This window comes from Kribbella sp. NPDC104218, from assembly GCF_055584105.1.
Genome location: NZ_JBVJMQ010000002.1, coordinates 1928490 through 1952291 on the forward strand (window position 1 = coordinate 1928490; position 23802 = coordinate 1952291).

Consider the following 23802-nt stretch of genomic DNA (forward strand, 5'->3'; position numbering starts at 1 on the left):
CGACTGCACCGACCCCGCCGGGCCGGCCCTGTGCGTCTGCACGACCGTCGGATCGTTCGAGCCAACCGGGCGCCGATCCGCGGACGCCTCGTGCCCCGCCTGCCCAACCACAACCGTCGGATCGTTGGGACCAGCCGGGCGCCGGTGTGCAGGCGCCTCGTGCTCCGCCTGGCCCACGACTACGGTCGGGTCCGTTGGGTTCACCTCGTGGGTGGGGTGGTCGGTGGGGTTTGGGGGTTCGGGGGTGGGGCGGCGGATGGGGAGGGGCTGGCGGGCGTCGGGGTTGGTCATGCTTCGGCTCCCATGGTGGTGAGGACCTCGGCGGTGGTGGGCATGGCGGTGGAGCATTCGAGGCGGCCGGCGACGATGGCGCCGGCGGTGTTGGCGAAGCGGATGATCTTCTCCAGGGGCCAGCCTGCGAGCAGGCCGTGGCAGAGGGCGCCGCCGAAGCCGTCGCCGGCGCCGAGGCCGTTGACCACCTCGACCGGGTGCGGTGGGACCTCGACGCGTTCGTCGCGGGTGCGGGCGAGGGTGCCCTTGGGGCCTTGTTTGACGACGGCGAGGTCGAGACCGCGGTCGAGCAGCGCCTGCGCCGCCTTGTCCGGGTCGGTCTCGCCGACGGCGACCTCACACTCCTCACGGTTGCCGACGGCAACCGTGCAGTGCTCGAGCGCCCGGCTCACCTGCGCGTGCGCCTGGGTCGGGTCGGCCCAGAACATCGGCCGGTAGTCCAGGTCCAGCACGGTGATCGCCTCCCCCGACCGGCCGCGCCGGCCGCGGGCCTCCCAGGCGGCGAAATGCGCCGACCGGGACGGCTCGTCGGACAGGCCGGTCACCGTCGACCAGTAGATCCGGGCGTCGGCGATCGCGTCCAGGTCGAGCTCGGCCGGGTTGATGACGAGGTCCGGCGCCTTCGGGAACCGGTAGAAGTACAGCGGGAAGTTGTCCGGCGGGAAGATCTCGCAGAAGGTGATCGGCGTCGGCAGCCCGTCCACCGGTGTGACGAACCGATCGTCCACCCCGAGGTCACGTAACGCGGTGTGGATGAACGTGCCGAACGGGTCGTTCCCGGTCCGGCTGATCACCGCGGCCTTGCGGCCGTGCCGGGCCGCCGCGACGGCGACGTTCGTGGCGCTGCCGCCGAGGAACTTCCCGAACGACGTCACGTCCTCGAGATGCGTCCCGGTCTGCAGCGGGTACAGGTCGACCCCGATCCGCCCGATCGTCAGTACGTCGTCCGCCATCAGTCTCCCCGTCTCGAACCGAACCTTGCCGAACCCATCTGCGCCGAACCCGACCGCAAACTCATCCCACCGTCTCCGCGATCGCCAGCAGATGCGCGATACTCACCCGGACGTCGACCACCGGCCCCTCGTCGGCCGGTCGCTCCGGCAGGATCGTGTCCTGCTCCAGCACGTACCAGCCGGTGTAGCCGGCCGCCTCCAGCGTCCCGACGATCGCCCCGAGGTCGACGTCACCGTGCCCCAGCGGCCGGTACATCCCCTGCCGGACGGCGTCCGTGTAGCTGACCTCGCCGGATTGAACCCTCGCGGCCCAAGCGGCGTCGACGTCCTTCAAATGCGTGTGCTTGATCCGATCGGTGTTCGCGAGCGTCAGCGCGACCGGGTCGACGCCGCCGATCAGCAGGTGACCGGTGTCGAGCGTGAGCCCGATCGAGGAGCCGCGCAGCACTCGGTCGACGTCGTCCGCGTTCTCGACCATCGTCCCGACGTGCGGGTGGATCGTCGCCAGGACGCCGCTCTCGGCGGCGAGCGCGGACAGCTTGTCCAGGTTGGCGAGCAGCGTGTTCCAGCCGTTCTCGTCCAGCACCGGGCGGTCGTCGTACCCCTCCTGGCCGGTCGCCGCCGCGAGGACGAGCGTGCTCGCGCCGGCGGCCACGAAACCCTCCAACGCGGTCGCGACCGCGGGAGCCGGGTCGTGCGCCGGGTCGTGCAGGACGACGGGCACGAACCCGCCGACCGCGCGCAGCCCGACGTCCGCGAGCGTCTTCGCCTTGTCCGCCGGATCGACCGGCAAGAACTCGTCCGGACCGAACTCGGTCGCGGCGAGCCCCACGGCCCGCATCTCGGCCAGCACCGTCGCGGCGTCGTACTGGTAGCCCCAGCCGGGAACCTCGCAGACGCCCCAGGAGATCGGAGCGCCGGCGATCCGGGCAGCCAGGTCAGTCATCGAGCACAGTCTCCTCTATCGCAGAAGTGAGTTCGGTCAGAGTGTGACGACACGGTTCTCGTGCCGGGACAGTTCGCAGGCGTCGGCGATCCGGAACGCCGCCAGCGCGTCGCGGACCGTGCACGGAACGTCGCGCGTCCCGGCGGCCACCTCGGTGAAGGCGGTCAGCTCGGCGACGTACGCGGGCTGGAAGCGGTCCATGAAAGTCAGGTGCGGCGGCCCACCCGGGAAGGTGACGCCCGGCTCGGCCGACCGCAGCGCCGTGTGCTCGTCCAGGCCGACCGCGAGCGACCCGAGGCTGCCCTGCAGTTCCATCCGGACGTCGTGGCCGGCGCCGTTGTAGCGCGTGCCGCTGACCTGGACGAACGTGCCGTCGTCCAGCGTGAGCAGCGCGGCCGCGGAGTCGACGTCGCCGTACTCGCCGAAGAACGGCTCACCGCGGTTCGCGCCGGTCGCATAGACGCTGACGACCTCGCGACCGGTGACGTACCGGACGATGTCGAAGTCGTGGACGCTGCAGTCGCGGAAGAAGCCGCCGCTCTGCGGGATGTAGTCCTGGTGCGGCGGGGAGGCGTCGTTCGTGTTCGCGCGGATGTGGTGCACGAAGCCGAGCTCCCCAGCGGCAACCGCGGCCCGCGCGGCCTGGTAGCCGGCGTCGAACCGGCGCTGGAACCCGATGTGCACCGGGACGTCGTTCGCCTCGACCAGCTCGACGACACGCTGCGTCTCGGCCAGGTCGAGCGCGACCGGCTTCTCGCAGAACGTCGGTACGCCGGCCGCGACCCCGGCGGCGATCAGCTCCGCGTGGGCGCCCGTGGCAGCGGCGATCACGAACCCGTCCAGCTCACCAACGAGCAGCGCCGGGACGTCGGCGGCGAACTCCAGACCGAGCTCCTTCGCGACGGTCTCCGCCCGGCCCGGGTCCGCGTCGGCGACGACCACCTGGTCCACCGCCGGTAACGCCTTCAGCGTCGAGGCGTGGAACGCGCCGATCCGCCCGACTCCGACCAACCCGATCCGCATGCGTGTGCCCTCTTCCGTCGTCCGCGACCACCGTCAGCTTTCCTGGCGGCGGAGGTAGGTGTCAATAGTTTGTTAACACATTCGCACGTCGCGACATACATACCTGGTTCATGTAACATCCGCGGCATGGCCACCCTGCCGATCAGCATCGATCGGACGAGCCCGGTGCCGCTCTACCACCAGCTCGCCGAGCAGCTGACCGCTGCCATCAGCGAGGGCACGCTGCGGCCCGGCGACCCGTTCGAGAACGAGATCGCGATGTCGGACCGGCTCGGGCTCTCCCGGCCGACCGTCCGGCGGGCCATCTCCGAGCTGGTCAACAAAGGCCTCCTCGTCCGTCGCCGCGGGATCGGCACCACGGTCGCGAACCGGATGGTGCACCGCAAGGCCGAGCTGACCAGCCTGTACGACGACCTGATCCGCGAAGGCCGCACACCGCGGACCGAAGTCCTCGCGCTGACCTTCGACGCACACGACGACCGGGCCGCGGAGATGCTCGGCCTCGCGGCCAACACCCCGCTGGTCTCGATCGTCCGCCTGCGCTACGCCGGCGACCAGCCGCTCGCCATCCTGCGCAACTGGCTCCCCCCGGCCCTCGACGACCTGACCGTCGACGACCTCGTCCGCGACGGCCTGTACGCCGTCCTCCGCGCGCGCGGCATCCGCCCCACCGTCGCCCGCCAGCGGATCGGCGCCCGCAACGCGACCGCCGAAGAGCGCCGTACCCTCCACATGTCCAAAGCCGAGCCCTTGGTCACCATGACCCGCTCCGCCTACGACGCCGACGGAGCCCCCGTCGAATACGGCAGCCACTGCTACCGAGCCGACCAGTACTCCGTAGACGTCCTGGTCTCCGAACGCTGACCTGCGGGTGGGCTGTCGGCCCACCCGCGATGGTGGTCAGGCCTGGTTGGCCAGGAGGGTTCGGACGAGGCGGAGGCCTACGGAGAGGTGGGCCAGTTCGGGGCCTTCGGTGTCGACGATCTCTTCGAGCATGGCGGCGGCTCGGGAGAGGGCGGTGGCGTTCTGGTCCTGCCAGGCGATGACTCGGGATTCGGGGTCGTCGGTGGCTTCGGTGGTGGCGAGGACCTGGCGGGTGAGGCTGGCGTGGACGGCGTGCAGGTCGTCGCGGAGGGCGGCCCGGGCCATCGTCTGCCAGCGGTCGGTGCGGGGCAGGCCGATGATGCGCTCGAGGAAGAGGCCCAGCTGGAGCCGCTCGTTGAGCGCGAAGTGGACCTTGGCGACCTCGAAGATGTCCAGGCCGTCGGCGGACGCCGTCTCGACGATCCCGAGCCCCGCGTATGCCGGGGGCAGGATCGCGACACCGGTCGCGACATCGACCGGAACGCCCTTCTCCACCAGCGACTCCCGCCGGTGCTCGAACAGCGCCAGCTCGCGCCCGCGCAGCAGCTCGGGCAGCGCCGCGGTCAGCTTCGCGATACCGGGAGCGAAGTGCTCGATCAGCTCCTGGATGTCGACCGGTGGACGCCGGTTGCTGACCAGCCAGCGGGTGGCGCGCTCGACCAGCGTCCGGGTCTCCAGCCGCATGTGGGTCTGGGTCGCGGCGTCCACGACGTTGTCCAGATCGGCGTTCGCGGACAACAGCTCGGGCTGGGAGAAGATCCGCGAGGCGGCCAGGTTCGCGCGGACGACGTCCTCGACCGAACCGCCGGTCTCCAGCGAGAGCCGGTGGTACGCCGTGATCCCGGACGTGTTGACGAACTCGTTGACGACCTGGGTCGTGATGATCTCGCGGCGCAGCTGGTGGGCCTGGATCTGATCGGCGAACCGCTCCTGGATCGCCTGTGGGAAGTACGACGCCAGCTTGTGCTTGAGGAACGGGTCGTCCGGCAGCGAGGTCTTCAGCAGCTCCGCGTCCAGCACGATCTTGGTGTAGGCGATCAGCACCGACAGCTCCGGCGAGGTCAGCCCGCGCCCGTCGGCCTTGCGCCGCTTGAACTCCGCGACACTCGGCAGGAACTCCAGCTCCCGGTCCAGCAGGCCTTCCTTCTCCAGCCGGCGCACCCAGTCCTGGTGGACGTGCATCAGCGCCGGCGCCTGCGCGGCCGCGTTGGCCAGCGCGATGTTCTGCCGGTAGTTCGACTTCAGCACCAGCCCGCCGACCTCGTCGGTCATCGAGGCGATGATGTCGTTGCGCTGCTTCTCGGTCAGGTCGCCGTCCGCGGCGACCTTGTCGAGCAGGATCTTGATGTTCACCTCGTGGTCGGAGGTGTCCACGCCGGCCACGTTGTCGATGAAGTCGGTGTTGATCCGGCCGCCGGCCGCGGCGTACTCGATCCGGCCCAGCTGGGTGAAGCCGAGGTTGCCGCCCTCACCGACCGCCTTGGCGCGCAGCTCGCCGCCGTTGATCCGGATCGCGTCGTTCGCCTTGTCGCCGACGTCGGAGTTCGCCTCGGACTCGGCCTTGACGTAGGTGCCGATACCGCCGTTCCAGAACAGGTCGACCGGCGCCTTGAGGATCGCGTTCATCAGCTCGGCCGGCGTCAGGGTCGCGGGCGAGCCCTCGATACCGAGCGCCTCGCGGATCTCGGCCGAGACCGGGATCGCCTTGTCGGTCCGCGGGTAGACGCCGCCGCCGGCCGAGATCAGCGCGGTGTCGTAGTCGGCCCACGACGAGCGCGGCAGGTCGAAGAGCCGCTGCCGCTCTGCGTACGACGTCGCGGCGTCCGGCGCCGGGTCGAGGAAGATGTGCCGGTGGTCGAACGCGGCCACCAGCCGGATGTGCTCCGACAGCAGCATCCCGTTGCCGAAGACGTCACCGGACATGTCGCCGACGCCGACAACGGTGAAGTCGGCGTTCTGGCAGTCGTGGCCCATCTCGCGGAAATGCCGCTTGACCGACTCCCACGCGCCGCGCGCGGTGATCCCCATCGCCTTGTGGTCGTAGCCGACCGACCCGCCGGAGGCAAACGCGTCCCCGAGCCAGTGGCCGTACTCCTTGGCGACCCCGTTCGCGATATCGGAGAACGTCGCCGTCCCCTTGTCCGCCGCGACCACCAGGTAGGCGTCGTCGCCGTCGTACCGGACGACGTCACGCGGCGGAACGATGTCACCGGCAACGATGTTGTCGGTGATGTCCAGCAGCCCGGAGATGAACGTCTTGTACGACGCGATCCCCTCGGCCAGCCACGCGTCCCGATCGACCGACGGATCCGGCAGCTGCTTGGCGTAGAACCCGCCCTTCGCGCCGACCGGCACGATCACCGAGTTCTTCACCATCTGCGCCTTGACCAGACCCAGCACCTCGGTCCGGAAGTCCTCGCGCCGGTCCGACCAGCGCAGACCGCCGCGGGCGACCGCGCCGAAGCGCAGGTGCACGCCCTCGACGCGCGGCGAGTACACGAAGATCTCGTACTTCGGCCGCGGCTGCGGCAGCTCCGGGATCGCCTTCGGCTCGAGCTTCAGCGAAATGTAGGGCCGCAGTGAACCGTCGGCGGCCGGCTGGAAGTAGTTCGTCCGCAGCGTCGCCTTCATGACGGTCAGGTAGGACCGCAGGATGCGGTCCTCGTCCAGGCTCTGCACGGTGTCGAGCGCGGCCAGGATCTCCTTCTCCAACAGGTCGCACTGGGCGACCCGGTCCGGATCGTCGGCCGCGCCGCGAGCCGGGTCGAAGCTGGCCTCGAACAGCTGGACCAACAAGCCGGCGACGTCCACGTGGTTCAGGAAGGTGTTCTCGATGTAGTCCTGGCTGAACGGCGTACCGCCCTGGCGGATGTAGCGCTGGTAAGCGCGCAGGATCGACACCTGGCGCCAGCTCAGGCTGCCGCGCAGAACGAGCGCGTTCAGCTTGTCGGACTCCGCACGCCCCTCCCAGACCGCCTGGAAGGTGTCCGAGAACAGCTGTCGCAGCTCTTCGCGCTCCTCGGACTTCGGCGGCGCCTTCAGCCCGAAGTCGTAGATGTAGACCATGCCGTCGTCACGGCGGATCTCGTACGGCCGTTCGTCGATCACCTCGACGCCCATGTGGGTCAGGTGCGGCAGCACCTGCGACAGCGACAGCGCCGAGCCCGTCCGGTAGACCTTGAACCGGCGCTCGCCGGCCCACTCCTCCTCGATCGGGCTGTACAGCGACATCGCCAGGCCGTTGTCGGCCGGCAGGCTCTCCAGCACGCCGACGTCCTTCACGGCGACGCGGGCGGCGAAGTCCTCCTTGTAGGCCTCCGGGAACGCGTCGGCGTACCGCCGGGCGAGCGCGGTGACGGCGCCGTCGCCGCCCTGCGCGTGCAGCGCGACGGTGAAGTCGTCCTCCCAGGCGCGGGTCGCCTCGACGACGCGCTGCTCCATCAGCTCCTGGTCGAACTCACCGACCGTCGTACCGCGCTTCATCCGGACGACGAAGTGGACGCGCGCGAGCACGGACTCCGTGACGTAGGCGGCGTACGTGACCGACTCCGCGCCGATGGCGTCCTTGAGGATCTGCTGCATCTTCAGCCGGACCGCGGTGGTGTAGCGGTCCCGCGGCAGGTAGACGAGGCAGGACAGGTAGCGGTTGTAGACGTCACGGCGGACGAACAGCTTGACCGCACGGCGCTCCTGCAGGTGCAGGACTGAGGTGACGATCGGCAGCAGGTCCTCTACCGGGGCCTGCAGCAGCTCGTCGCGCGGGTAGGTCTCGAGCGCGTCGAGCAGGCCCTTGCCGCTGTGGCTGTTCGGGTCGAAGCCGGTCAGCCGGAACAGCTCCAGCGCCTTGCGCCGCAGCACCGGCACCTGCATGACGCTCTCGGTGTACGCCGTCGACGACAGCAGCCCGATGAAGCGGCACTCGCGGACCGGGTCGCCGTTCGCGTCGAACTGCTTGATGCCGACGTAGTCCAGGTAGGTGGAGCGGTGCACGGTGGAGCGCGAGTTGGCCTTGGTGAGGATCATCAGCTTGCGCTCGCGGGCCTTGGCGCTCACCTCGGGCGGCAGCTTGCCGGAGCCGGGCGCCGGGTCCGGCCGGAGGATGCCGAGGCCGGTGCCGGGGACGCCGCGCAGGATGCCCTGGTCGCCCTCCATCGTGAAGTCGTACTCGCGGTAGCCGAGGAAGGTGAAATGCTCGTCGGCGAGCCACTGCAGCAGCTCCTTGGCCTCCTCGACCTCGTTCGCGCCGACCGGCAGGTCGGCGGCGTCGAGGGAGCGGGCGATGCTGACGGCCTTCTCATGCATCTTCGGCCAGTCCTCGACGGCCTCGCGGACGTCGTGCAGCGCCTTCTGCAGGGCCTCCTCGAGCGCGCGGTGCTCGGCGACGTCGGCGATCCGCTCGACCTCGAGGTGCATCCAGCTCTCGCGGACCAGATCGTGCCCGTCGGAGGCGGCGCCGTCCTCCAGCACCTCCTCCAGCGTGCCGGTGACGTCGCGGCGGACGACGAACTGCGGGTGGACCAGCAGCTGGATCTCGAGGTTCCGCTCGGTGATGGCCATCGAGGCGCTGTCGACCAGGAACGGCATGTCGTCGATGACGATCTCGACCACGGTCCGCCCGTTCGCGGACCAGCCGTGCTCCTCCAGGGTCGGGGTGAACACGTGCACCTTCGCGGTGCCCTGCGGCCGGGAGACGGCAGTCTTGTAGTGGTGCCGGGCCGCGCCCAGGCAGTCGGCCGGCTGGCGCTGGGCCACGTCCTCGGCGGCCACATGCCGGTAGTAGCGCTCCAGGAACTTCTTCAGCTTCTCCGGATCGACCGACTTGTCATGCCCGTGGGCACCCGCGGCCACCGCTTTCGCGAGCACATCCGCCTTCTGGACGTCCAGCTTGCTCTGCATTCCCCACCGTCTCCACACGTGACTTCACGGCGCTCTCCGCACCGGCCGCACGCCTTTGTGCGGTCACTCAGAGATTAGTCCACCTTTGTCACTGGTGTGATGTCGGGACGGCCCTGTCCGGCCACTGGTCATCAACGGTTAACAGACCTACTCAGACGTAACGCCAGCGCCGGGCAGGCGAGGACTGCGCGGCGCGCATCCGGCCCCTCACCGGCAGTGAGCTCGCGGCCCCTCAGAACGGGGTATCCCCACTCGTCGAGCTGCACCTCACCGCCCAGCAACGTGGCGCAGAGACCGTGACCGTCGCACCGGGTCCAGTCGATTTCCAGTCTGTTCACACCGCACCTCCAGGAACGGGCAGGACGCCGAGGACCGGCCGGCCGCAGCCGCCGGCCAGATGCCGCCGGACGTCGTCGTCGAACTCCTGGAGCGCCGAGGTCAGGAAGCGGGCGGCCCCGTCCGGGTGGGCGCAGGCGCCGCGGCCCGGAATTAGGCCCAGATGCCGCTGCGCGTCGTACCAGCCGTTCACATCGCCGTTGAGGAGCCGGGCGAAGTCGTCGACCAGCGAAGCGAGACCAAAGACACACGGGCCGCACTGGCCGGCGGACTGCGCGGACAGCCATTGAGCGACCCGGTGCACCTCACCGAGTGGGCAGGTCGCCGAGCCGAGGGCCACGACGATGCTCGCGCCGTCCAGTGGCACCGACTGCGACAGCCAGCGGCCGTGGTAGCCGCCGAGGAGCACCGGTCCCGCTTCAGCACCGGCGTACTGCAGGACGGTGTCGAGCGGTACGCCGTTCGGCGTCTCCACGACCCCTGGTCGCTGGACGGCGCCGGCGACCGTGAGCAGCTGGGTGCCAGGCGCCGTACTGAGCCCCGTCGCCGCGAACTCGCGGGCACCGAGTCGGGCCAGGACGGCGAGCTGGGCGAAGGTCTCGACGTTCGACAGGAACGTCGGCCGCCGGTGGTAGCCCTGCCGGGTCGGCAGCACCTTCCGGCCGGGTGGGACTGCCGGGCCACCTTCCAAGGCGCTGAGGACCGCACGGGCCTCACCGGCGACGAAGCGGCCCGGAGTCTCGGACACCTCGACTGCGAGCCGGTCGTCGCGCTCCAGGATCGCCTCACGGATCGACTGCGCCGACTCGGCGTCATGGACGGCGATGAGGACGTGCGGGGCGCCGAGCGCCCGGGCGAGCCCGGTGGCGCCGTCCAGTACGAGGTGTGGCGCCAAGGTGAGCAGCATGCGGTCCTTGCGGCTCACCGGCTCGCTCTCGGAGCCGTTGACCACTACTGCCTCGACACCGCGCTCGGGGAGGTCAGCGAGCTTGCGCGCTACTGGGAAGGCGGCGCCGCCGCGACCCTTGAGGCCGACGGCCTCGCACAGCTGCTGGTAGGTGGCGCGAGATAGGTCAGGTGGGGCGCCGTGGGTCCAGAGGTGGTTCTGTCGGTCCAATCGGCCGCGTTCGACTCCGGCGAGGAGGCGGGCGGCTCCGATCACGCTGGTTGCCAGCAAGGTCTTCATCGGGCCCTCACCAGGTTGGGTGCGGTGTAGGTGCTGGCTCGGTAGGCACCAGCGCCTGCGACCGCGGCTAGACAGCTGACGGTGATGGCGAGCATCCACGGCGTACTGCGGTCTGTTCCGGCCAGGAAGGCGTGGCCGACGGAGAGGAGCCAGCCGACCGAGGCTGCGATGTGAACCGTGCGCCAGTACTTCGCGAAGGTCGCGTACTGCGCCAGGCGACCGCGGGCCGCGCCAGCCAGAGTTGCTAGGACGACGCCGTACAGCGCCAGCGTCCCAACGGCCATGGCGACGGGGCGGTAGCCGGAGCCGAACGGCCAGACCAGCACCGTCGGACTGATGTCCACGTTGGCGTCCGCGATCACTGCGATGACGTGAGCAGCCAGCAGGACCAGACCGGTGACTGCGGCTGATCTGTGCACGTACTGGAGCCAGAAACGGCGCTCCGGGTTGCGGTTGCCGGAGGTGAGGATGCCGAGGGCCGCTGCGACCGTGAACATGATCATCGCGACCACTCCGGCCGCGCGGGCGACGTACCAGAGCGTCATCACGCCGCCTGAGTGGACGTCGGCCAACCGGCCAGCTGGGTGACCTCACCGTCGTCCGCGATCAGGCGAGCCGGGTGTCGCGCCAGGGTCAGTCGGCCGAGTGCGGCCTCGCCGGTGGCGACGAGCGCCGTACTGAAGGTGTTGGCGCGCACCGCGCTCGGAGCCCAGACGGACGCCGTCCGCCACGGCCCATCGGCGGGACGCGCGGTTCGCGGGTCGATGATGTGGTGCCCGTTCTCCCAGGCGCGAGAGGTGCGCGTGGACGTCGTCAGACCGCCGTGGGCGAGAGTGACGAGGACGCCGGGTTCACCTGCCCGTTCGGCGACGGTGATCACCCACGGCTGCTCGGGCTCACCGGCAGCGCGGAGGTCGCCACCGATCTCAACCAGGACGCCGCAGCCGTAGCGCTTGCTGAGGATGAGGGCTGCGCGGTCCGCAGTCCAAGCCTTGGCGATCGCTCCGAGGTCGAGAACCGCGCCTTCGGGGACGCCGAGGAGCGCGAGCTTGCGGTTGAGCTGGACGCCCTGCCAGCCGGGGACCGGCGGCGGCGTACCCAGCGGCTGCGGGAAGCGGCGGCGGACCGTCTCGATATCGGCGTCGTAGCCCGCTGCGATGACGGCCGAGCCGACTGTCGGGTCGACTGCACCGCCACTGATCGACGCTGCGACCAGACTGACGTCGACCAGGTCGACGAGGAGGCGCGAGACCGGGACCATCGCGCCGGAGCGGCTGTTGACGGCGGACAGCTCGGAGTCCGGGCGGAAACGGCTGGCGGCCTTGTCGACTCGGTCCATCAGCGCTTTGAGCTCACCACAGGCCGCACCGAGGACAGCCGGGTCCTCAACGGTCAGACGGACGCTGCAGCTCCAGGCGTTCCAGTTGCGGGATGCGCTCATGAGCCGTTGCTCCCACCTTGCGAGGTCGCGCCGGAGGGTGCGGAGCCGATGCCAGTGGAGTTGTCGACGGTCGACGTACTGGCCGGTGGAGTCTCGTGGCGGGCGGCGGCGACGGCGACCGACAGGCCCGCGGTGCCGATACCGAGGACTGCGGTCGTTGCCGCCGCGACGGAGGCCCGGCGCAACCAGCGCCGGCGAGCGGAATCGTCTGTGGTGAGCATGACGCCAGCGTCGCCAGAAGCGCGTCAGCCGCACTCCAAGAGACCCTCAAGCGAGCGTCAAGTTCTGCTGAGAGGTGACTGAGAGAAGCTCTCAGCTCAGCAGCTGCCGCGGACCTCCGGCGGGCAGTCGTTCTCCTCGTGGCGGCGGATGGTCTCGACCACCTCGGCGCCGGCCTTGCCCAGCTCGGCCAGCCGCTCCGGACCGAAGACATCGACGAAGAACTCGCGGATCCGGGCCGCCTGCTGCGGCGCGCAGGCCTCGATCGCGGCCTGCCCCTCCGCGGTGATCACGACCTCCGGATACCGGGCCTGGCAGGCCTCGCGCCGGATCAGCCCGCGCTTCTCCATCCGGGTCAGGTGGTGCGACATCCGGCTCTTCTCCCACTGGGTGGCCCGGCCGAGCTCGAACGCGCGCATCCGCCCGTTCTCCGCCTCGGAGAGGTTGACCAGGATCTCGAAGTCGGACTTGGACAGCCCGAACTCCCGCTGGAGGTGCCGCTCCATGTGCGTCTCCAGCGTCTTGTTCATCAGCAGATAGCTCCGCCACGCCTTCTGCTCGTCGTCGTCCAGCCACGGTCCGTTGCCCACGCCGTCCATCATACTCGACCCAGTTGACACATCAACCAGAAGCGCTAAGCTGTGCCGAGTTGACACATCAACCCAACTCTCGGGAGTAGCAATGAGCAAGGTGATCGCGGTCGTCGGAGCCACCGGAGCACAGGGCGGCGGCCTGGTGCAGGCGATCCTGGACGACCCGGCGCGGGAGTTCACCGTCCGCGCGCTGACCCGCAGCGCCCAGTCGGCGTCCGCCCAGGCACTCGCGGCCCGCGGCGCCGAGATCGTCGAGGCCGACCTGGACGACGCGGACAGCCTCCGCAAGGCCTTCGACGGCGCGTACGGCGCCTTCGTCGTGACGAACTACTGGGTCGCCCGGACCCCGGCCGAGGAGGCCGCCCGGACCCGCGCCGAGATGGAGCTGCAGCAGGCCGAGAACGCCGCCCGCGCCGCCAAGGACGCCGGCGTCCGGCACGTCGTCTGGTCGACCCTCGAGGACACCCGCGACTTCTTCGGCGACCGCGCCGACGTCCCGAGCCTGGACGACGGCCGCTACAAGGTCCCGCACTTCGACGCCAAGGGCGAGGCCGACGAGATCTTCCGCGCCGCCGGCGTCCCGACCACCTACCTGCGCACCACCTTCTACTTCGACGCCTTCCTCGGCGGCCTCGAACCCCAGCGCGGCGCCGACGGCAAGATCACCATCACCTTCCCGATGTCCGACCGCCCCCTCTCCGGCGTAGCCTCCGCCGACATCGGCCGCACCGCCCTCGCCATCCTCAAGCGCCCCGACCTGATCAACGAAACCATCAGCATCGCCGGCGACCACCTCACCGGCCACCAGTACGCCGAACACCTCGCCGCCACCCTCAACGAACCAGTCACCTACAACTCCCCCACCTGGGACGAGTTCCGCTCCTACGGCTTCCCCATGGCCGTCGAAATGGGCAACATGTTCCAGTTCTACGCCGAGAACCACGCCTTCGCCGGCGACCGCGACCTCGACACCGTCCGCGACCTCAACCCCGACCTCCAGTCCTTCGATGCCTGGCTGGAACTGCACAAGGACGAACTCAAGGCCGCCGTACAGTAGACGACGCCCGCGGCGGGCCCGGAATCGGGATGATCACGGTACTTCTTGGTGACGTACTCGTTGGTCAGCGCACCCAGGAACGCTCAGCCCGCCTCTCGGTCAGCAGCTCCGCACCGGCGTGCAATCTGAGCCGAGACCCTGACAGCGGATCCATCGCCTTTGTCGGCACGTTCGTCGGGTGCGCCGGGCGGGTCTACGCTTTGCGTTGCATCAGGTGAGTCCGACTTCGTAGGCGGCGATGACGAGATGGACCCGGTCGCGGGCGCCTAGCTTCGCGAGGATGCGGGCCACGTGAGTCTTGGCGGTCAGCGGGCTGACGACCAGCTCGTCCGCGATCTCCTGGTTGCTCCGGCCCACGGCGATGAGCCGGAGCACCTCGCGCTCGCGCGCTGTCAGGCTGGCCAGCCGCTCAGGCGCGGGTACGTCGGGACGACTCAACGCACGAGTGATGACCGCCTTGGTCGCGGCGGGTGACAGCAACGAGTCTCCCACGGCGACTGTGCGGATGGCGTCCAGCAGGCTGTCCGGGCGGGTGTCCTTGGGAAGAAATCCGCATGCTCCCGCGCGAAGACTGCGCAGGACGTTGGCGTCTGTCTCGAAGGTGGTCAGGATGAGGACCCTGCTATCGCTCGATGCACCGTCAGCGACGATCTGCCGAGTCGCTTCGATGCCGTCGCTGCTCGGCATTCTGATGTCCATCAACACCACGTCGGGGCGGAGGTCCCGAGCCAGGGTCACTGCCTCGTCGCCGGTGCCGGCTTCGCCGACCACTTGCATGTCGTTGGCGGAGTTGACCAGTAGCGCGAAGGCGCCGCGTACGAGGGTCTGGTCGTCGGCGAGCAGGACCCGGATCATGTGGTAACCCGCCAGATTTCCGGCAGCGGCAGACCGGCGCGTACCTCGAATCCTCCGGACTCACCAGGGCCGGCGGACAGCTCGCCGCCGACGGCCCGCGCCCGGCCTGTCATTCCGGCGATTCCGAACCCCGCCGGTGTCATGGCTGAGCTCGGTCGGGCGGGGCCGGGGTCGACGACTGTGATTTGCAGTTGGTGACCGTTCTGGTCGAGTCGGACAACAGCGTGCCCGGCCGTCGAGTGTCGGATGACATTGGTGAGCGACTCCTGGATGATTCGGTAGGCCACGACAGACACCGTCGAAGGTAACTCGTCCGGGAGTCCGTCCGTCTCCAGGTCGACCCGGACATCGGCGGCCTCGGCCATCTCCACCAGACGCTGCAGCTCGCCGAGGTGAGACGCGGGCTCGATTGGCTCGGTTTCGCTGCCGTGCAGGACGTCCAGAACGGCGCGCAGCTCACGGAGCGTCGCCCGGCTCGTGTCCGACAGATTGTGCAGTGTGCTGGACAGCTCCTGCAGCGACACATCGCCGCGCTTCGGCAGCTGGTCGATCAGGTGCGCGGCGACGGACGCCTGGACGTTCGCGACCGCAAGGCCGTGCGCCAGTACGTCGTGCAGCTCGGCAGCGATCAGCACTCGCTCCTCGGCGACCCGCCGCTCGACCTCGTCGGCACGCTCCTGCTCGACCCGCGCGGCGACGGCAGCCTTCCAGTTTTCGCGGAAGCGGACCGCCAGCCCGGCGAAGAACGCCATCAACAGCCAGCCGACGCCGAGCAGCGCATCACTCAGTGCCCCGGACGCCTCGTCGGCGAGAACAGGCACAGTCACCGCGGCGACCGCAACCAGTACGGCGACGGGCCGCCGCTGCGGCCGGCTGTAGCGCGCCGCCGCGAACGCCGCCACCAGTGAGGCCGGCATCGTGGCCTCGTGGGGATAGTCGAGGATGTGGTACGGCGTTGACACGATCAAGACCGCGAGGACCGCGAGGATCGGCCGGCGCCGCCGAGTCAGCAACGGCGCCGCCATCGTGCCCAGCAACGCGATCGCCCACACATCCACCCGGCGCTCGCCTTCGAAGTCGACCACCTCGAGGATGATCGCCGCGGCGACACCGAGCACGAACGACCCCGCCGCCAGCAGCCGATCGGCTACCGGCGGGCGGAGCGCCATCATCGACACGGTTCTATCCCTTGCTCGAGAGCTTGCTGGGCCACCAGATCCGCGAGCCTAGCGACATCGTCAGTGCGGGAACGACGATGGACCGCACCAGCAGCGTGTCGATGAGCACACCGACGGCGACCAGGATCCCAACCTCGATCAGCATGACAAGCGGCAGCGAGGCGAGCACCGCGAACGTCGCCGCCAGCACGACGCCGGCCGACGTGATCACCCCGCCGGTGACCGCGAGGCCGCGTTTCGTGCCCTCGACGATCCCGAACCGGACGGCTTCCTCACGTACCCGGCTCATCAAGAAGATGTTGTAGTCGACGCCGAGCGCGACCAGGAAGAGAAACCCGATCAGGGGCACCGACGACTCCCAGCCGCCGAACCCGAGCACCCGGTCGAACAGCAGGTTGCACAGTCCAAGTGCTCCGAAGAACGACACCACGACGGTTGCGACCAGGACCAGCGGAGCCAGGACCGCCCGCAGCAGCAGCCCCAAGATCACCAGCACTACCAGCAGGATCAACGGCATCACCCGATTGCGGTCGCCTTTGTTGGTCTCGTCCGTGTCCAGCAGCTCGGCGCTCGGCCCGCCGACCAGCGCGGCGTCACCGGCCACCTTCTGGACGGCGTCCCGCAGCCGCTTGATCGTGGCCGTCTCGCCCGCGCTCTCCGGCGAGTCGACCGGGATCGCCGAGATCTCCACCCACTCGTCGCCGGCCCGACCGACCTCGGCGCCGGCAACCCCGGACGTGTTCCGGACGGCGGCCAGGACCTCGCTGCTCCTGTCCGGCCGACTCATCACCATGATCGGCTGACCGCCTTGACCGGGGAAGCGCTCGTCGATCAGCTTCGCACCGGTCGCCGAGTCCGGTGTGGAACGGGCGAACTGGTCCAGCTGCGGAAGCGAGCCGCTCGCACCCGCCAAGCCCAACGCAAGAGCGCCCAGGATCACCATCGGCACAGCCCAACTGACCACCCGTCGACGATCGACCAGCTCGCCGAGCCTGGCCCAACGCGATCCGGACCGGCCTACCTCAGCCCCGAGTCGCGGCACGAGCGGCCAGAACACCCTGCGCCCGAGCACCACCAGCAAGGCCGGGAAGAACGTCAGCATGACCAGCAACGAGGCCGCAATGCCCATCGCACCGACCGGGCCGAGACCGCTGGTGCTGTTGAGATCCGCGACCAACAGACACAACAGACCTGCTGCCACCGTCCCCGCCGAAGCGGCGATGGCCGGGCCGGCCGCACGCAGCGCCGCCAGCATCGCGTCGATCGGGCGCTCGTGGTGGTGCAACTCCTCGCGGTAGCGAGATACCAGTAGCAAGGCATAGTCGGTGCCTGCGCCGAAGACCAGCACGATCAGCAGCGCCGAGCTCATGCTCGTGATGGTGACGTCGAAGACCTGGGTGAGCGCGTACACAGCCCCCATCGCCGTGACCGCCGCGACCCCGACTGCCGTCAGCGGGACGAGCCAGAGCAGCGGACTGCGGTAGGTCAAGACGAGCAGGAGTGCCACCACCACCGCCGTGGCGAGCAGCAACCTCGAGTCCACGGCATCGAAGACCTCGTCCATATCGGCCCCGATCGCTGACGGGCCGGTGACATACACGTTCAGACCGCCCGGCCGGTCGGCGAGAAGCGCACGAGCATCCGCAACCGAGACGGCCTCGGCCTCATCGGTGACCCACTTGCGATCCAGCGGTAGCCCGAGCATCAGCGCCGTGCCGTGGCTGGATTCGACGATTTCCGGAGGTGCGTCGGTGTCGTTGCCGAATCGCTTCGCCAGCTCGATGTAGCCGCGTACGGCCGCCTCCCGATCCCCCGGTTGAATGCCATCGGCTCGTTCGTACACGACCACGAGCAGGCCGTCCCCGCCACCGGGCAGGCCGGCCTCGGCCAGGAGCACCTTGGTCGATTGAGCGCTGGCCGGCAGATAGTCGGCCTGATTGTCCTGCGTCACCGAGTCGAGCTTGCCGGCCAGTGAGAGGCCACCCACCACCAGTCCGATCCACACAGCCAGCACGAGCCACGGCAGCGCGGTCTTGGACCGTGATCTCTTCGGTCCGGTATCGAATCTCTTAGGGCTCGGTTTCCGTAGCTCAGTCGTCATGATGATCAGACTTCCAAGCCAGCGAGGCTGACGCGTCCGGCCACGGCAGACACCTTCCAGTACTCCGTTCGGAGTACGACGGACGGGGGAATCGTGGTCGGCGCCGTCGTGGCGCAGAGCGCTTACACCTAGGCAGTGAGGGTGGGGGTGCTGTACTCGCCTGTACCGGAAAGGACTCGTAGGCCGAGGGGTGTGATCCGGTGCTCGACGGAGGGGCCACGGCGGTCGCTGCGGATCAAGCCGCCTTCGCGCAGGATGTTGAGCTGCCAGCCCTTGTCGCGGCCGGCGTCATACCGCGTCCGATCCGGAACGAACGGGGAGAGCGCTCGAGTACGCCGCCAGCCGCAAGGACGGCATGCACGCCCTTCGCCGGCGACCGCGACCTCAACCCCGACCTCCAGTCCTTCGATGCCTGGCTGGAACTGCACAAGGACGAACTCAAAGCTCTGGTGAGCTGACTCGTCAGTGGGCTGTCCGCGCGGGCGCGCGTTGCGGTGACTGGCGAGTTGTTCCGCTGATCGCGACTATGGCGACCAGGAGAGCCAGGGAGAGGGGGCCGGACCAGCCGAGGTCGGGGGCTCGGCCGGTGGCGACCATGAGGGCCCAGGAGGAGGCGAGTAGGGCGATCAGTAGGGCTAGGTAGGTGAGTGTGACGCGCGCGGCGCGCCAGGCGATCGCTACTGGGACGGCGCCGAAGATGACGCAGCTGAAGAGCCACGTGGCGTAGAGGGTCAGCTTGGGGCCGGGTTCGGTGTTGCTTGCCAGGACCCAGGTTGGCCAGGACTCCAGGGTTCCGACGACCAGGTGGAAGACCGCGTTCGGGGCGGCCACGATGAACGCGACCCACAGCAGGATCAGTCGGCTCCGCGTCAGCTTGGCCGCTGGCGCAGGTGGGCCCGCCGGCGGACGTGCCAGCCAGACGAGTACGGCGACTGCGCCGTTGAGTAGCCAGATCGGGATCGCGTACGGCCAGGAGGCGCCGTCGATCCAGATCGCCGCCGCTGCGAACAGGATCGCCTGGGAAGCGTTCAGTAGCGCGACCAAGGCCAGCATCGGCCGGGCCACCGAGGCTGGGCGGCGGCGCATCAGCAGGAGTACGACGGGACACGTCCAGGCGATCGCCGACATCCCGTGCCACATCATTTCCAGCCCCTGCTTGCCCTCGGCAACCGCGTCGCCGGCGCGCAGCGGTTCAAGCACCGGCCCGGACTGGACGAACGTGTGCAGCGCCGCCCCCACCACAGACAGCACAACCCCCGACCAGAGCGGCCACGACCCAGGCGGATTCCTCATCCTCATCTCCTTCATCGAAACAACAGGTTCCGGAACGATCAGTTCCAGTACCACTAGTTTCGTATCATGCCGCGACGCATCCCCGAAAGCAAGACAGCGCCGACCGAGGTCGGCTACGCCAGGCGGCCGGTCGTCACGGGGTGAGCTGGGGGCGAGATGCAGGGTGACCCCTGAGGCTCCGCGGCGCCGGCTCGCCTACGGTGCTGTCCATGTGGACAGTTGAGCATCCAGTCGGACAGTCTGAGCGGCTGCACTACCTCGACCACCTGAAGGTTGCGCTGGTTGGTCTGGTGGTTCTGCATCACGCTGCACAGCCCTACGGTCCGCCGGACTGGTGGTACGTCGAAGGGTCCGCCCGGTCGGGTTTGCTCGAACGGTTCACAGTGGTGAACGGGTCCTTCTTCATGAGCCTGTTCTTCGCGATCTCGGCGTATCTCCTGCCGGCGTCGTTCGACCGCAAAGGCAGCAGCAGGTACCTGCTAGACCGATGCCGCCGCCTCGGGGCGCCGCTGCTGTTCGGAGTTGCCGTCATCGTCCCGGTGCTGATGTTCGTCCACTACCGGATGTTCCGCGGCTACGGGCCGATTTCGTTCGGTCGCTATTACTCCGACGTCTACCTCGGTCTCGGCGACGAACCGGCGGGCTGGAGCGGTCCGACCTGGCCGGACCTGCAGTTCGGGCACCTCTGGTTCATCCAGCATTTGTTGGTCTACGCGGTCCTGTACGCCGCCTGGCGCGCGCTTCTTCACCCCAAGGCCCGTCCGCCCGCTCCACGGGTCCCCGGCGGCTGGGCGATCGCGGGTTTCGCCGCGCTGATCGGTCTCGGCACCTACGCCGTCCGCCTGAGATGGCCCGTGGATACCTGGATCGGTATCTTCGATTTCATCCAGGCCGAGCCCGCCGACCTCGTCCAGTACGCCGGCCTGTTCGTCGCCGGTCTGCTGGCCGCGAGGTACGGCTGGCTGTCGACGATCACCCGGCAGGTTGGCTACCGCTGCCTCGCCATCGGTGCGGGATTGGCCGTCGTCCACTACGCGGCGCTGCCGTGGCTGACGAAGTTCTACGCATCAGGAGGCGCCGGCTGGCGGTCGCTGGTCTGGTCGATCGTCGAATCGGCGCTGTGTGTCACCTTGAGTGTCGGCCTGGTGGTGCTCTTCCGTGAGCGGCTCAACGCGCCCAGCCCCACGTTGGCCCGGATCGCGAGCCTGTCGTTCACGGTATATATCGTGCACGTGCCGGTGGTCGTTGGTCTCCAGTTACTGCTGCGCAACCTCGACTTTGCCCCAGTGCCGAAGTTTCTGCTGGTGGGGGCGATCGCGCTGCCGGGCAGCGTCGCGCTGGCCGCCGTGCTGCGACGGATCCCTTACCTGCGCGCCTGGCTCTGAACGGACGGAGAACATGACCGGTTCACTTTCGCCTGATCTGACCGCCCGCGCGCGATTGCGGATGTCCGCGCTCATGCTGTTCGCCGAGCACGGTTTCGAGGCGACGTCGACGCGGGCGATCGCGGCCGAGGCCGGCGTCTCGCACGCCTTGCTGCGGCACCACTACGGCTCCAAGGACGGGCTGCGCGCCGCCGTCGACGAAGACGTGCTGAACGCCTTCGACGACGGACTCGCGGAGTTCGATCCGAGCGACTTGGCGGCGTTGGGCGCGGTGACCGCCAGGTTGTTCGGGTCCGACACCGTACGGCGTAGCTATCTCCGCCGAACCCTGCTCGAAGGAGGCGCGGCCGGCGTCGTCCTCTTCGAGCGGCTCCTCGATGGCGCGCGTCAGCACCTGCAAACACTCCGCACGGCTCCGATCGACGACGCCGACGCACGCTGGGCGCCGTACCAGGCACTGTTCCTGATCCTCGGCCCAATGCTCCTCGAGCCCGTCCTCGCACCCACCCTCGACAAGCCCGTCTTCGACCCCGGGCAACTCGCCGAGCGCAGCCTCGCCAACCAGCAACTCCTCGCCCGCGGCCTGCTCGGAATCCGACCGACCAGCTGACGGCTGGACGACGAGCCGGGGTCAGGGGATTTGTTTGAGGGCGTAGCGGGCGTTCTGGCGCAAGTACTGGTTCTCGCTGTTCAGAGCGGCCTCGAGGAGTGGGCGCGCGGGAGCGTGGCGCAACCGTCGCAGTCCCAGCGCGGCGACCGGAGCGAGGTCCGGGTCGGAGAGCAGGTCCATCAGGAGTCCGGGGACGCGCGGATCTTTCGTCTTCACCAATCCGGGTTGAATGAGCGGCATCCGGATGTCCCAGTGAAGGGAGGTGTCCAGCACCAGGTCGATCAGCTCGTTCGCGATCGCGGGCGTCGCGTGGCCCGACAAGCCGGTGGTGAGATCGCGCTGCAGAACCTGCTGCCAGTACCGATCGTCACGGTCAGAATCGCGAGGGTCGTGCTGGCGAGGTGGGTTTCGGATCAGGTCGAGGAACAGCGGGACGGCGACCTTGCGGGCCATCGCTGGGCGCAGTGCGTGACTGATGTCCCAGGCCAGCGGCGGATAGGCCGCCTTCGGCAACCACTCCGCCAAGAGCGGGAGCGTGGCCTTGTAGTTGATCTTGCGCCGCTCGGCCACCTCGCCATCGGCACCGAAGGTGAAAATCTGACGGCCGAACAGGTCGCCGACGGACTCCATCTGGAAGCCGAGCTGTTCGAACTCCGGGATCAGCGCCTGGAGTTGTGGGAGCAGTTCGGCCGCGGCCTCGGCGTACAGGCGCATGCCCTCGACGACCCTCGGGTCCTTCGCGAGGTCCGCCTCGACCTTGGCCTGGATGTCGGGATCGTTGGCGATCCATTCGACCAGGTCGCGATGGGACTTGAAGGCTTTGCTCACGCCGCCCACGGTAGCAACGACGAAGTCCGCTCCTACGGCTTCCCGATGGCCGTCGAAATGGGCAACGGGCCGGATCGCACCCTCGTCACGATCGGGAGGCAGTAGCCGCGGTCGGCTGAAGCTGCGCCGTCCAGGTCTCGGCGATCTGTTCGGCCTGCTCAGCCGGCGGCGGATTGTCCTGGTCGATGTCGTTGATCAGCAGCCAGGTCCGGGCCTCGAGATCGATCCAGGTATTGACGCGGGACCGAACGGCAGCTTCCGCCCGCGGGCCGATGAGGATGAGCAGCGTCCAGGCCCAGGCTCTGCCACGCTCGGTGAGCCACGGCATCGCATCGAGGAGGAGTCGGCCGAGCACCGCCGACTCTGCTCGGTCGGTCCAGCACATCGGGAAATCTGCAGGAGTTCCGCCAACCCGGTCGGCACCGAGGGCTTCGAGCACTGCTGTGACGTCGGCGGGGACCAGCTCTGTGCTCCACTCCGGGATTTCCAGTAGCGCAGTCGGAGTACCGGACCAGTTGCCGACCTCGGGCAGGGCGGCTCGGCCTAGGTCGGTCAGACGAATGACGTCGTCAACGACGCTCACGGCGCCGAGCGATCGCAGCCGGTTGACGACCTCCTCCAGCCGCACCCAGTCGCCGTCCGCACCAACCTCGTCGAGCCGGACGCCGCCGTCACGGGCAGCCAGCTGAACAAGTTGCAGCGCAAGCCCGGTGAGGCGGAGATAGCCGGTATCCGTTGACCCGACCGCGAACTGAGTGGCCACGCACTGGAAGGCGCGAGCCCACACACGAGCGCGGAGCTCCGGCCGCGCCGAGTCCCATTGCCGAAGGGCGGGCCCAACCTGCAGTTGCTCCTGTAGCAATGGGTGCGGGACCACGAAGGCCTGGAGGACGATCTGCCGCCAGACCCAGTCAGCTACGCCTTCCGGGCGCTTTCCTGCGGTCGCCGCGGCACGTGCCACCGTGATGAAGTCGCCCAGGAGTTCCGATTGCTCGGCGAGCGTCGAGATGACCGACGGTACCGGCGCTGCCGGGTACTGCTGCGCCTCGGCGAACCGGGCCGGACAGACCGCCGGCGCGGCCAGCGCCTCCTGTTCTGCCCAGGAAAGACTCTGCGGGTCGACGGTCAAACCTTGCTCTTCGGCAGCCGCGTACACCCGAAAAACAGCGGCGAGAACAGCTGGATGCGCCGCGTTCAGGGGGCTGTGGATCGCCACGAAGTCCGACCGCACGGCAGCTAGATCCTCGGCCGTCGTCAGGTCGTGGTCCAACTGAAGGAGGTAGTCGAAGAACAACGGCATCGCGTACCGGACGGCCGCCAGCCAATAGTCCTCGAGCGGCACCAGTGCCAGCAGGCCGCGGAACAAATGGTCCGCGCGATAGGCGATCCAGAACCGCGGATCGGCCCCTGGAAACGAGTCGTCGTCGATGACCAACTCGTCCAGAAAAGCCGCCTTGGCGGCGCAGAGGTCCGCCACGACAGTGAGGTCGACCGGGCGGTGGCCACGGGACTCGACCCAGGCAGCGAAGTCCTCGAGGACTGTCTCTGTCAGTTTGCTCATCTTTCCCCGTCCAGGCCGGCTGCCGTGGGCAGGGTAACGGACCTCAGGTCCTAAGAGGCTCGCTTCACTTCGATGCGCGTAGCCGGCGCGGCGGGGGGGGGGGGGGGGGGGGGGGGGGGGGGGGGGGGGGGGGGGGGGGGGGGGGGGGGGGGGGGGGGGGGGGGGGGGGGGGGGGGGGGGGGGGGG

Annotated in this window: 21 protein-coding genes; 5 read left to right on the forward strand and 16 right to left on the reverse strand. The window is 69.0% G+C overall.

All coding sequences use genetic code 11. From position 1 onward, the window contains the following. Positions 1–287: 287 nt before the first annotated feature. The 3 genes from iolC to ACZ6ZD_RS24970 form a co-directional block, all read right to left on the reverse strand. A complete protein-coding gene (gene iolC, locus ACZ6ZD_RS24960; protein WP_465676012.1) occupies positions 288–1244 on the reverse strand; it encodes a 5-dehydro-2-deoxygluconokinase in 957 nt (318 codons plus the stop codon). 61 nt (positions 1245–1305) lie between these two features. After that, positions 1306–2190, reverse strand: coding sequence for a sugar phosphate isomerase/epimerase family protein (locus tag ACZ6ZD_RS24965; protein WP_465676014.1), 885 nt, complete (start codon positions 2188–2190; stop codon positions 1306–1308). A gap of 36 nt (positions 2191–2226) precedes the next feature. Then, a complete protein-coding gene (locus tag ACZ6ZD_RS24970; RefSeq protein ID WP_465676016.1) occupies positions 2227–3213 on the reverse strand; it encodes a Gfo/Idh/MocA family protein in 987 nt (328 codons plus the stop codon). 126 nt (positions 3214–3339) lie between these two features. On the opposite strand from ACZ6ZD_RS24970, the gene ACZ6ZD_RS24975 reads away from it, so the two are divergent. Beyond that, complete coding sequence (locus tag ACZ6ZD_RS24975; protein WP_465676018.1) at positions 3340–4077, forward strand: GntR family transcriptional regulator; 738 nt, start codon at positions 3340–3342, stop codon at positions 4075–4077. Between the two features lie 36 nt (positions 4078–4113). On the opposite strand, the gene ACZ6ZD_RS24980 is transcribed toward ACZ6ZD_RS24975, so the two are convergent. The 7 genes from ACZ6ZD_RS24980 to ACZ6ZD_RS25010 form a co-directional block, all read right to left on the reverse strand. Beyond that, positions 4114–8973, reverse strand: coding sequence for an NAD-glutamate dehydrogenase (locus ACZ6ZD_RS24980; RefSeq protein ID WP_465676020.1), 4860 nt, complete (start codon positions 8971–8973; stop codon positions 4114–4116). Positions 8974–9104: 131 nt separating this feature from the next. Next, positions 9105–9311: a ferredoxin gene (locus ACZ6ZD_RS24985; protein ID WP_465676022.1), complete on the reverse strand. Its 207-nt coding sequence runs from the start codon at positions 9309–9311 to the stop codon at positions 9105–9107. After that, complete coding sequence (locus tag ACZ6ZD_RS24990; protein WP_465676024.1) at positions 9308–10495, reverse strand: NADH-ubiquinone oxidoreductase-F iron-sulfur binding region domain-containing protein; 1188 nt, start codon at positions 10493–10495, stop codon at positions 9308–9310. Before ACZ6ZD_RS24990 ends, ACZ6ZD_RS24985 begins: the two co-directional genes overlap by 4 nt. Continuing rightward, positions 10492–11040: a hypothetical protein gene (locus ACZ6ZD_RS24995; protein ID WP_465676026.1), complete on the reverse strand. Its 549-nt coding sequence runs from the start codon at positions 11038–11040 to the stop codon at positions 10492–10494. Before ACZ6ZD_RS24995 ends, ACZ6ZD_RS24990 begins: the two co-directional genes overlap by 4 nt. Beyond that, complete coding sequence (locus ACZ6ZD_RS25000) at positions 11040–11936, reverse strand: FAD:protein FMN transferase (protein WP_465676028.1); 897 nt, start codon at positions 11934–11936, stop codon at positions 11040–11042. Before ACZ6ZD_RS25000 ends, ACZ6ZD_RS24995 begins: the two co-directional genes overlap by 1 nt. Next, on the reverse strand, positions 11933–12157 hold the full coding sequence (locus ACZ6ZD_RS25005; protein ID WP_465676030.1) for a hypothetical protein: 225 nt from the start codon (positions 12155–12157) through the stop codon (positions 11933–11935). The genes ACZ6ZD_RS25000 and ACZ6ZD_RS25005 overlap by 4 nt, the downstream gene beginning before the upstream one ends. A gap of 96 nt (positions 12158–12253) precedes the next feature. After that, entirely contained in the window at positions 12254–12754 is a 501-nt protein-coding gene (locus ACZ6ZD_RS25010) for a MarR family winged helix-turn-helix transcriptional regulator (protein ID WP_465676099.1), read from the reverse strand. A gap of 82 nt (positions 12755–12836) precedes the next feature. On the opposite strand from ACZ6ZD_RS25010, the gene ACZ6ZD_RS25015 reads away from it, so the two are divergent. Further along, the gene (locus tag ACZ6ZD_RS25015) at positions 12837–13805 is read left to right on the forward strand and encodes an NmrA/HSCARG family protein (protein WP_465676032.1); all 969 of its coding nucleotides are present in this window, start codon (positions 12837–12839) and stop codon (positions 13803–13805) included. A 210-nt stretch (positions 13806–14015) separates the two neighbouring features. Here the strand turns inward: ACZ6ZD_RS25015 and ACZ6ZD_RS25020 are convergent, their stop codons facing one another. From ACZ6ZD_RS25020 to ACZ6ZD_RS25030, 3 genes are read right to left on the reverse strand one after another with little or no spacing between them, the layout of a single operon-like run. Further along, positions 14016–14660 (reverse strand): response regulator, encoded by a 645-nt coding sequence (locus ACZ6ZD_RS25020; protein WP_465676034.1) that lies wholly within the window; start codon positions 14658–14660, stop codon positions 14016–14018. Continuing rightward, a complete protein-coding gene (locus tag ACZ6ZD_RS25025) occupies positions 14657–15832 on the reverse strand; it encodes a sensor histidine kinase (RefSeq protein ID WP_465676101.1) in 1176 nt (391 codons plus the stop codon). The genes ACZ6ZD_RS25020 and ACZ6ZD_RS25025 overlap by 4 nt, the downstream gene beginning before the upstream one ends. Positions 15833–15842: 10 nt before the next feature. Then, the gene (locus ACZ6ZD_RS25030) at positions 15843–17828 is read right to left on the reverse strand and encodes an MMPL family transporter (protein ID WP_465676036.1); all 1986 of its coding nucleotides are present in this window, start codon (positions 17826–17828) and stop codon (positions 15843–15845) included. A 311-nt stretch (positions 17829–18139) separates the two neighbouring features. Here ACZ6ZD_RS25030 and ACZ6ZD_RS25035 point away from each other — a divergent pair, with 311 nt between their 5' ends. Beyond that, a complete protein-coding gene (locus ACZ6ZD_RS25035) occupies positions 18140–18397 on the forward strand; it encodes a hypothetical protein (RefSeq protein ID WP_465676038.1) in 258 nt (85 codons plus the stop codon). Between the two features lie 4 nt (positions 18398–18401). On the opposite strand, the gene ACZ6ZD_RS25040 is transcribed toward ACZ6ZD_RS25035, so the two are convergent. Continuing rightward, positions 18402–19232 carry a hypothetical protein gene (locus tag ACZ6ZD_RS25040; protein ID WP_465676040.1) on the reverse strand — a complete coding sequence of 277 codons (831 nt, stop codon included), beginning with the start codon at positions 19230–19232 and terminating at the stop codon, positions 18402–18404. 209 nt (positions 19233–19441) lie between these two features. On the opposite strand from ACZ6ZD_RS25040, the gene ACZ6ZD_RS25045 reads away from it, so the two are divergent. Then, positions 19442–20617, forward strand: coding sequence for an acyltransferase family protein (locus tag ACZ6ZD_RS25045; protein WP_465676042.1), 1176 nt, complete (start codon positions 19442–19444; stop codon positions 20615–20617). Positions 20618–20630: 13 nt separating this feature from the next. After that, on the forward strand, positions 20631–21227 hold the full coding sequence (locus ACZ6ZD_RS25050) for a TetR/AcrR family transcriptional regulator (RefSeq protein ID WP_465676044.1): 597 nt from the start codon (positions 20631–20633) through the stop codon (positions 21225–21227). 21 nt (positions 21228–21248) lie between these two features. On the opposite strand, the gene ACZ6ZD_RS25055 is transcribed toward ACZ6ZD_RS25050, so the two are convergent. Together ACZ6ZD_RS25055 and ACZ6ZD_RS25060 are read right to left on the reverse strand one after the other, a co-directional pair. After that, a complete protein-coding gene (locus ACZ6ZD_RS25055) occupies positions 21249–22055 on the reverse strand; it encodes a HEAT repeat domain-containing protein (protein WP_465676046.1) in 807 nt (268 codons plus the stop codon). A gap of 85 nt (positions 22056–22140) precedes the next feature. After that, the gene (locus tag ACZ6ZD_RS25060) at positions 22141–23616 is read right to left on the reverse strand and encodes a hypothetical protein (protein ID WP_465676048.1); all 1476 of its coding nucleotides are present in this window, start codon (positions 23614–23616) and stop codon (positions 22141–22143) included. Positions 23617–23802: the final 186 nt, after the last annotated feature.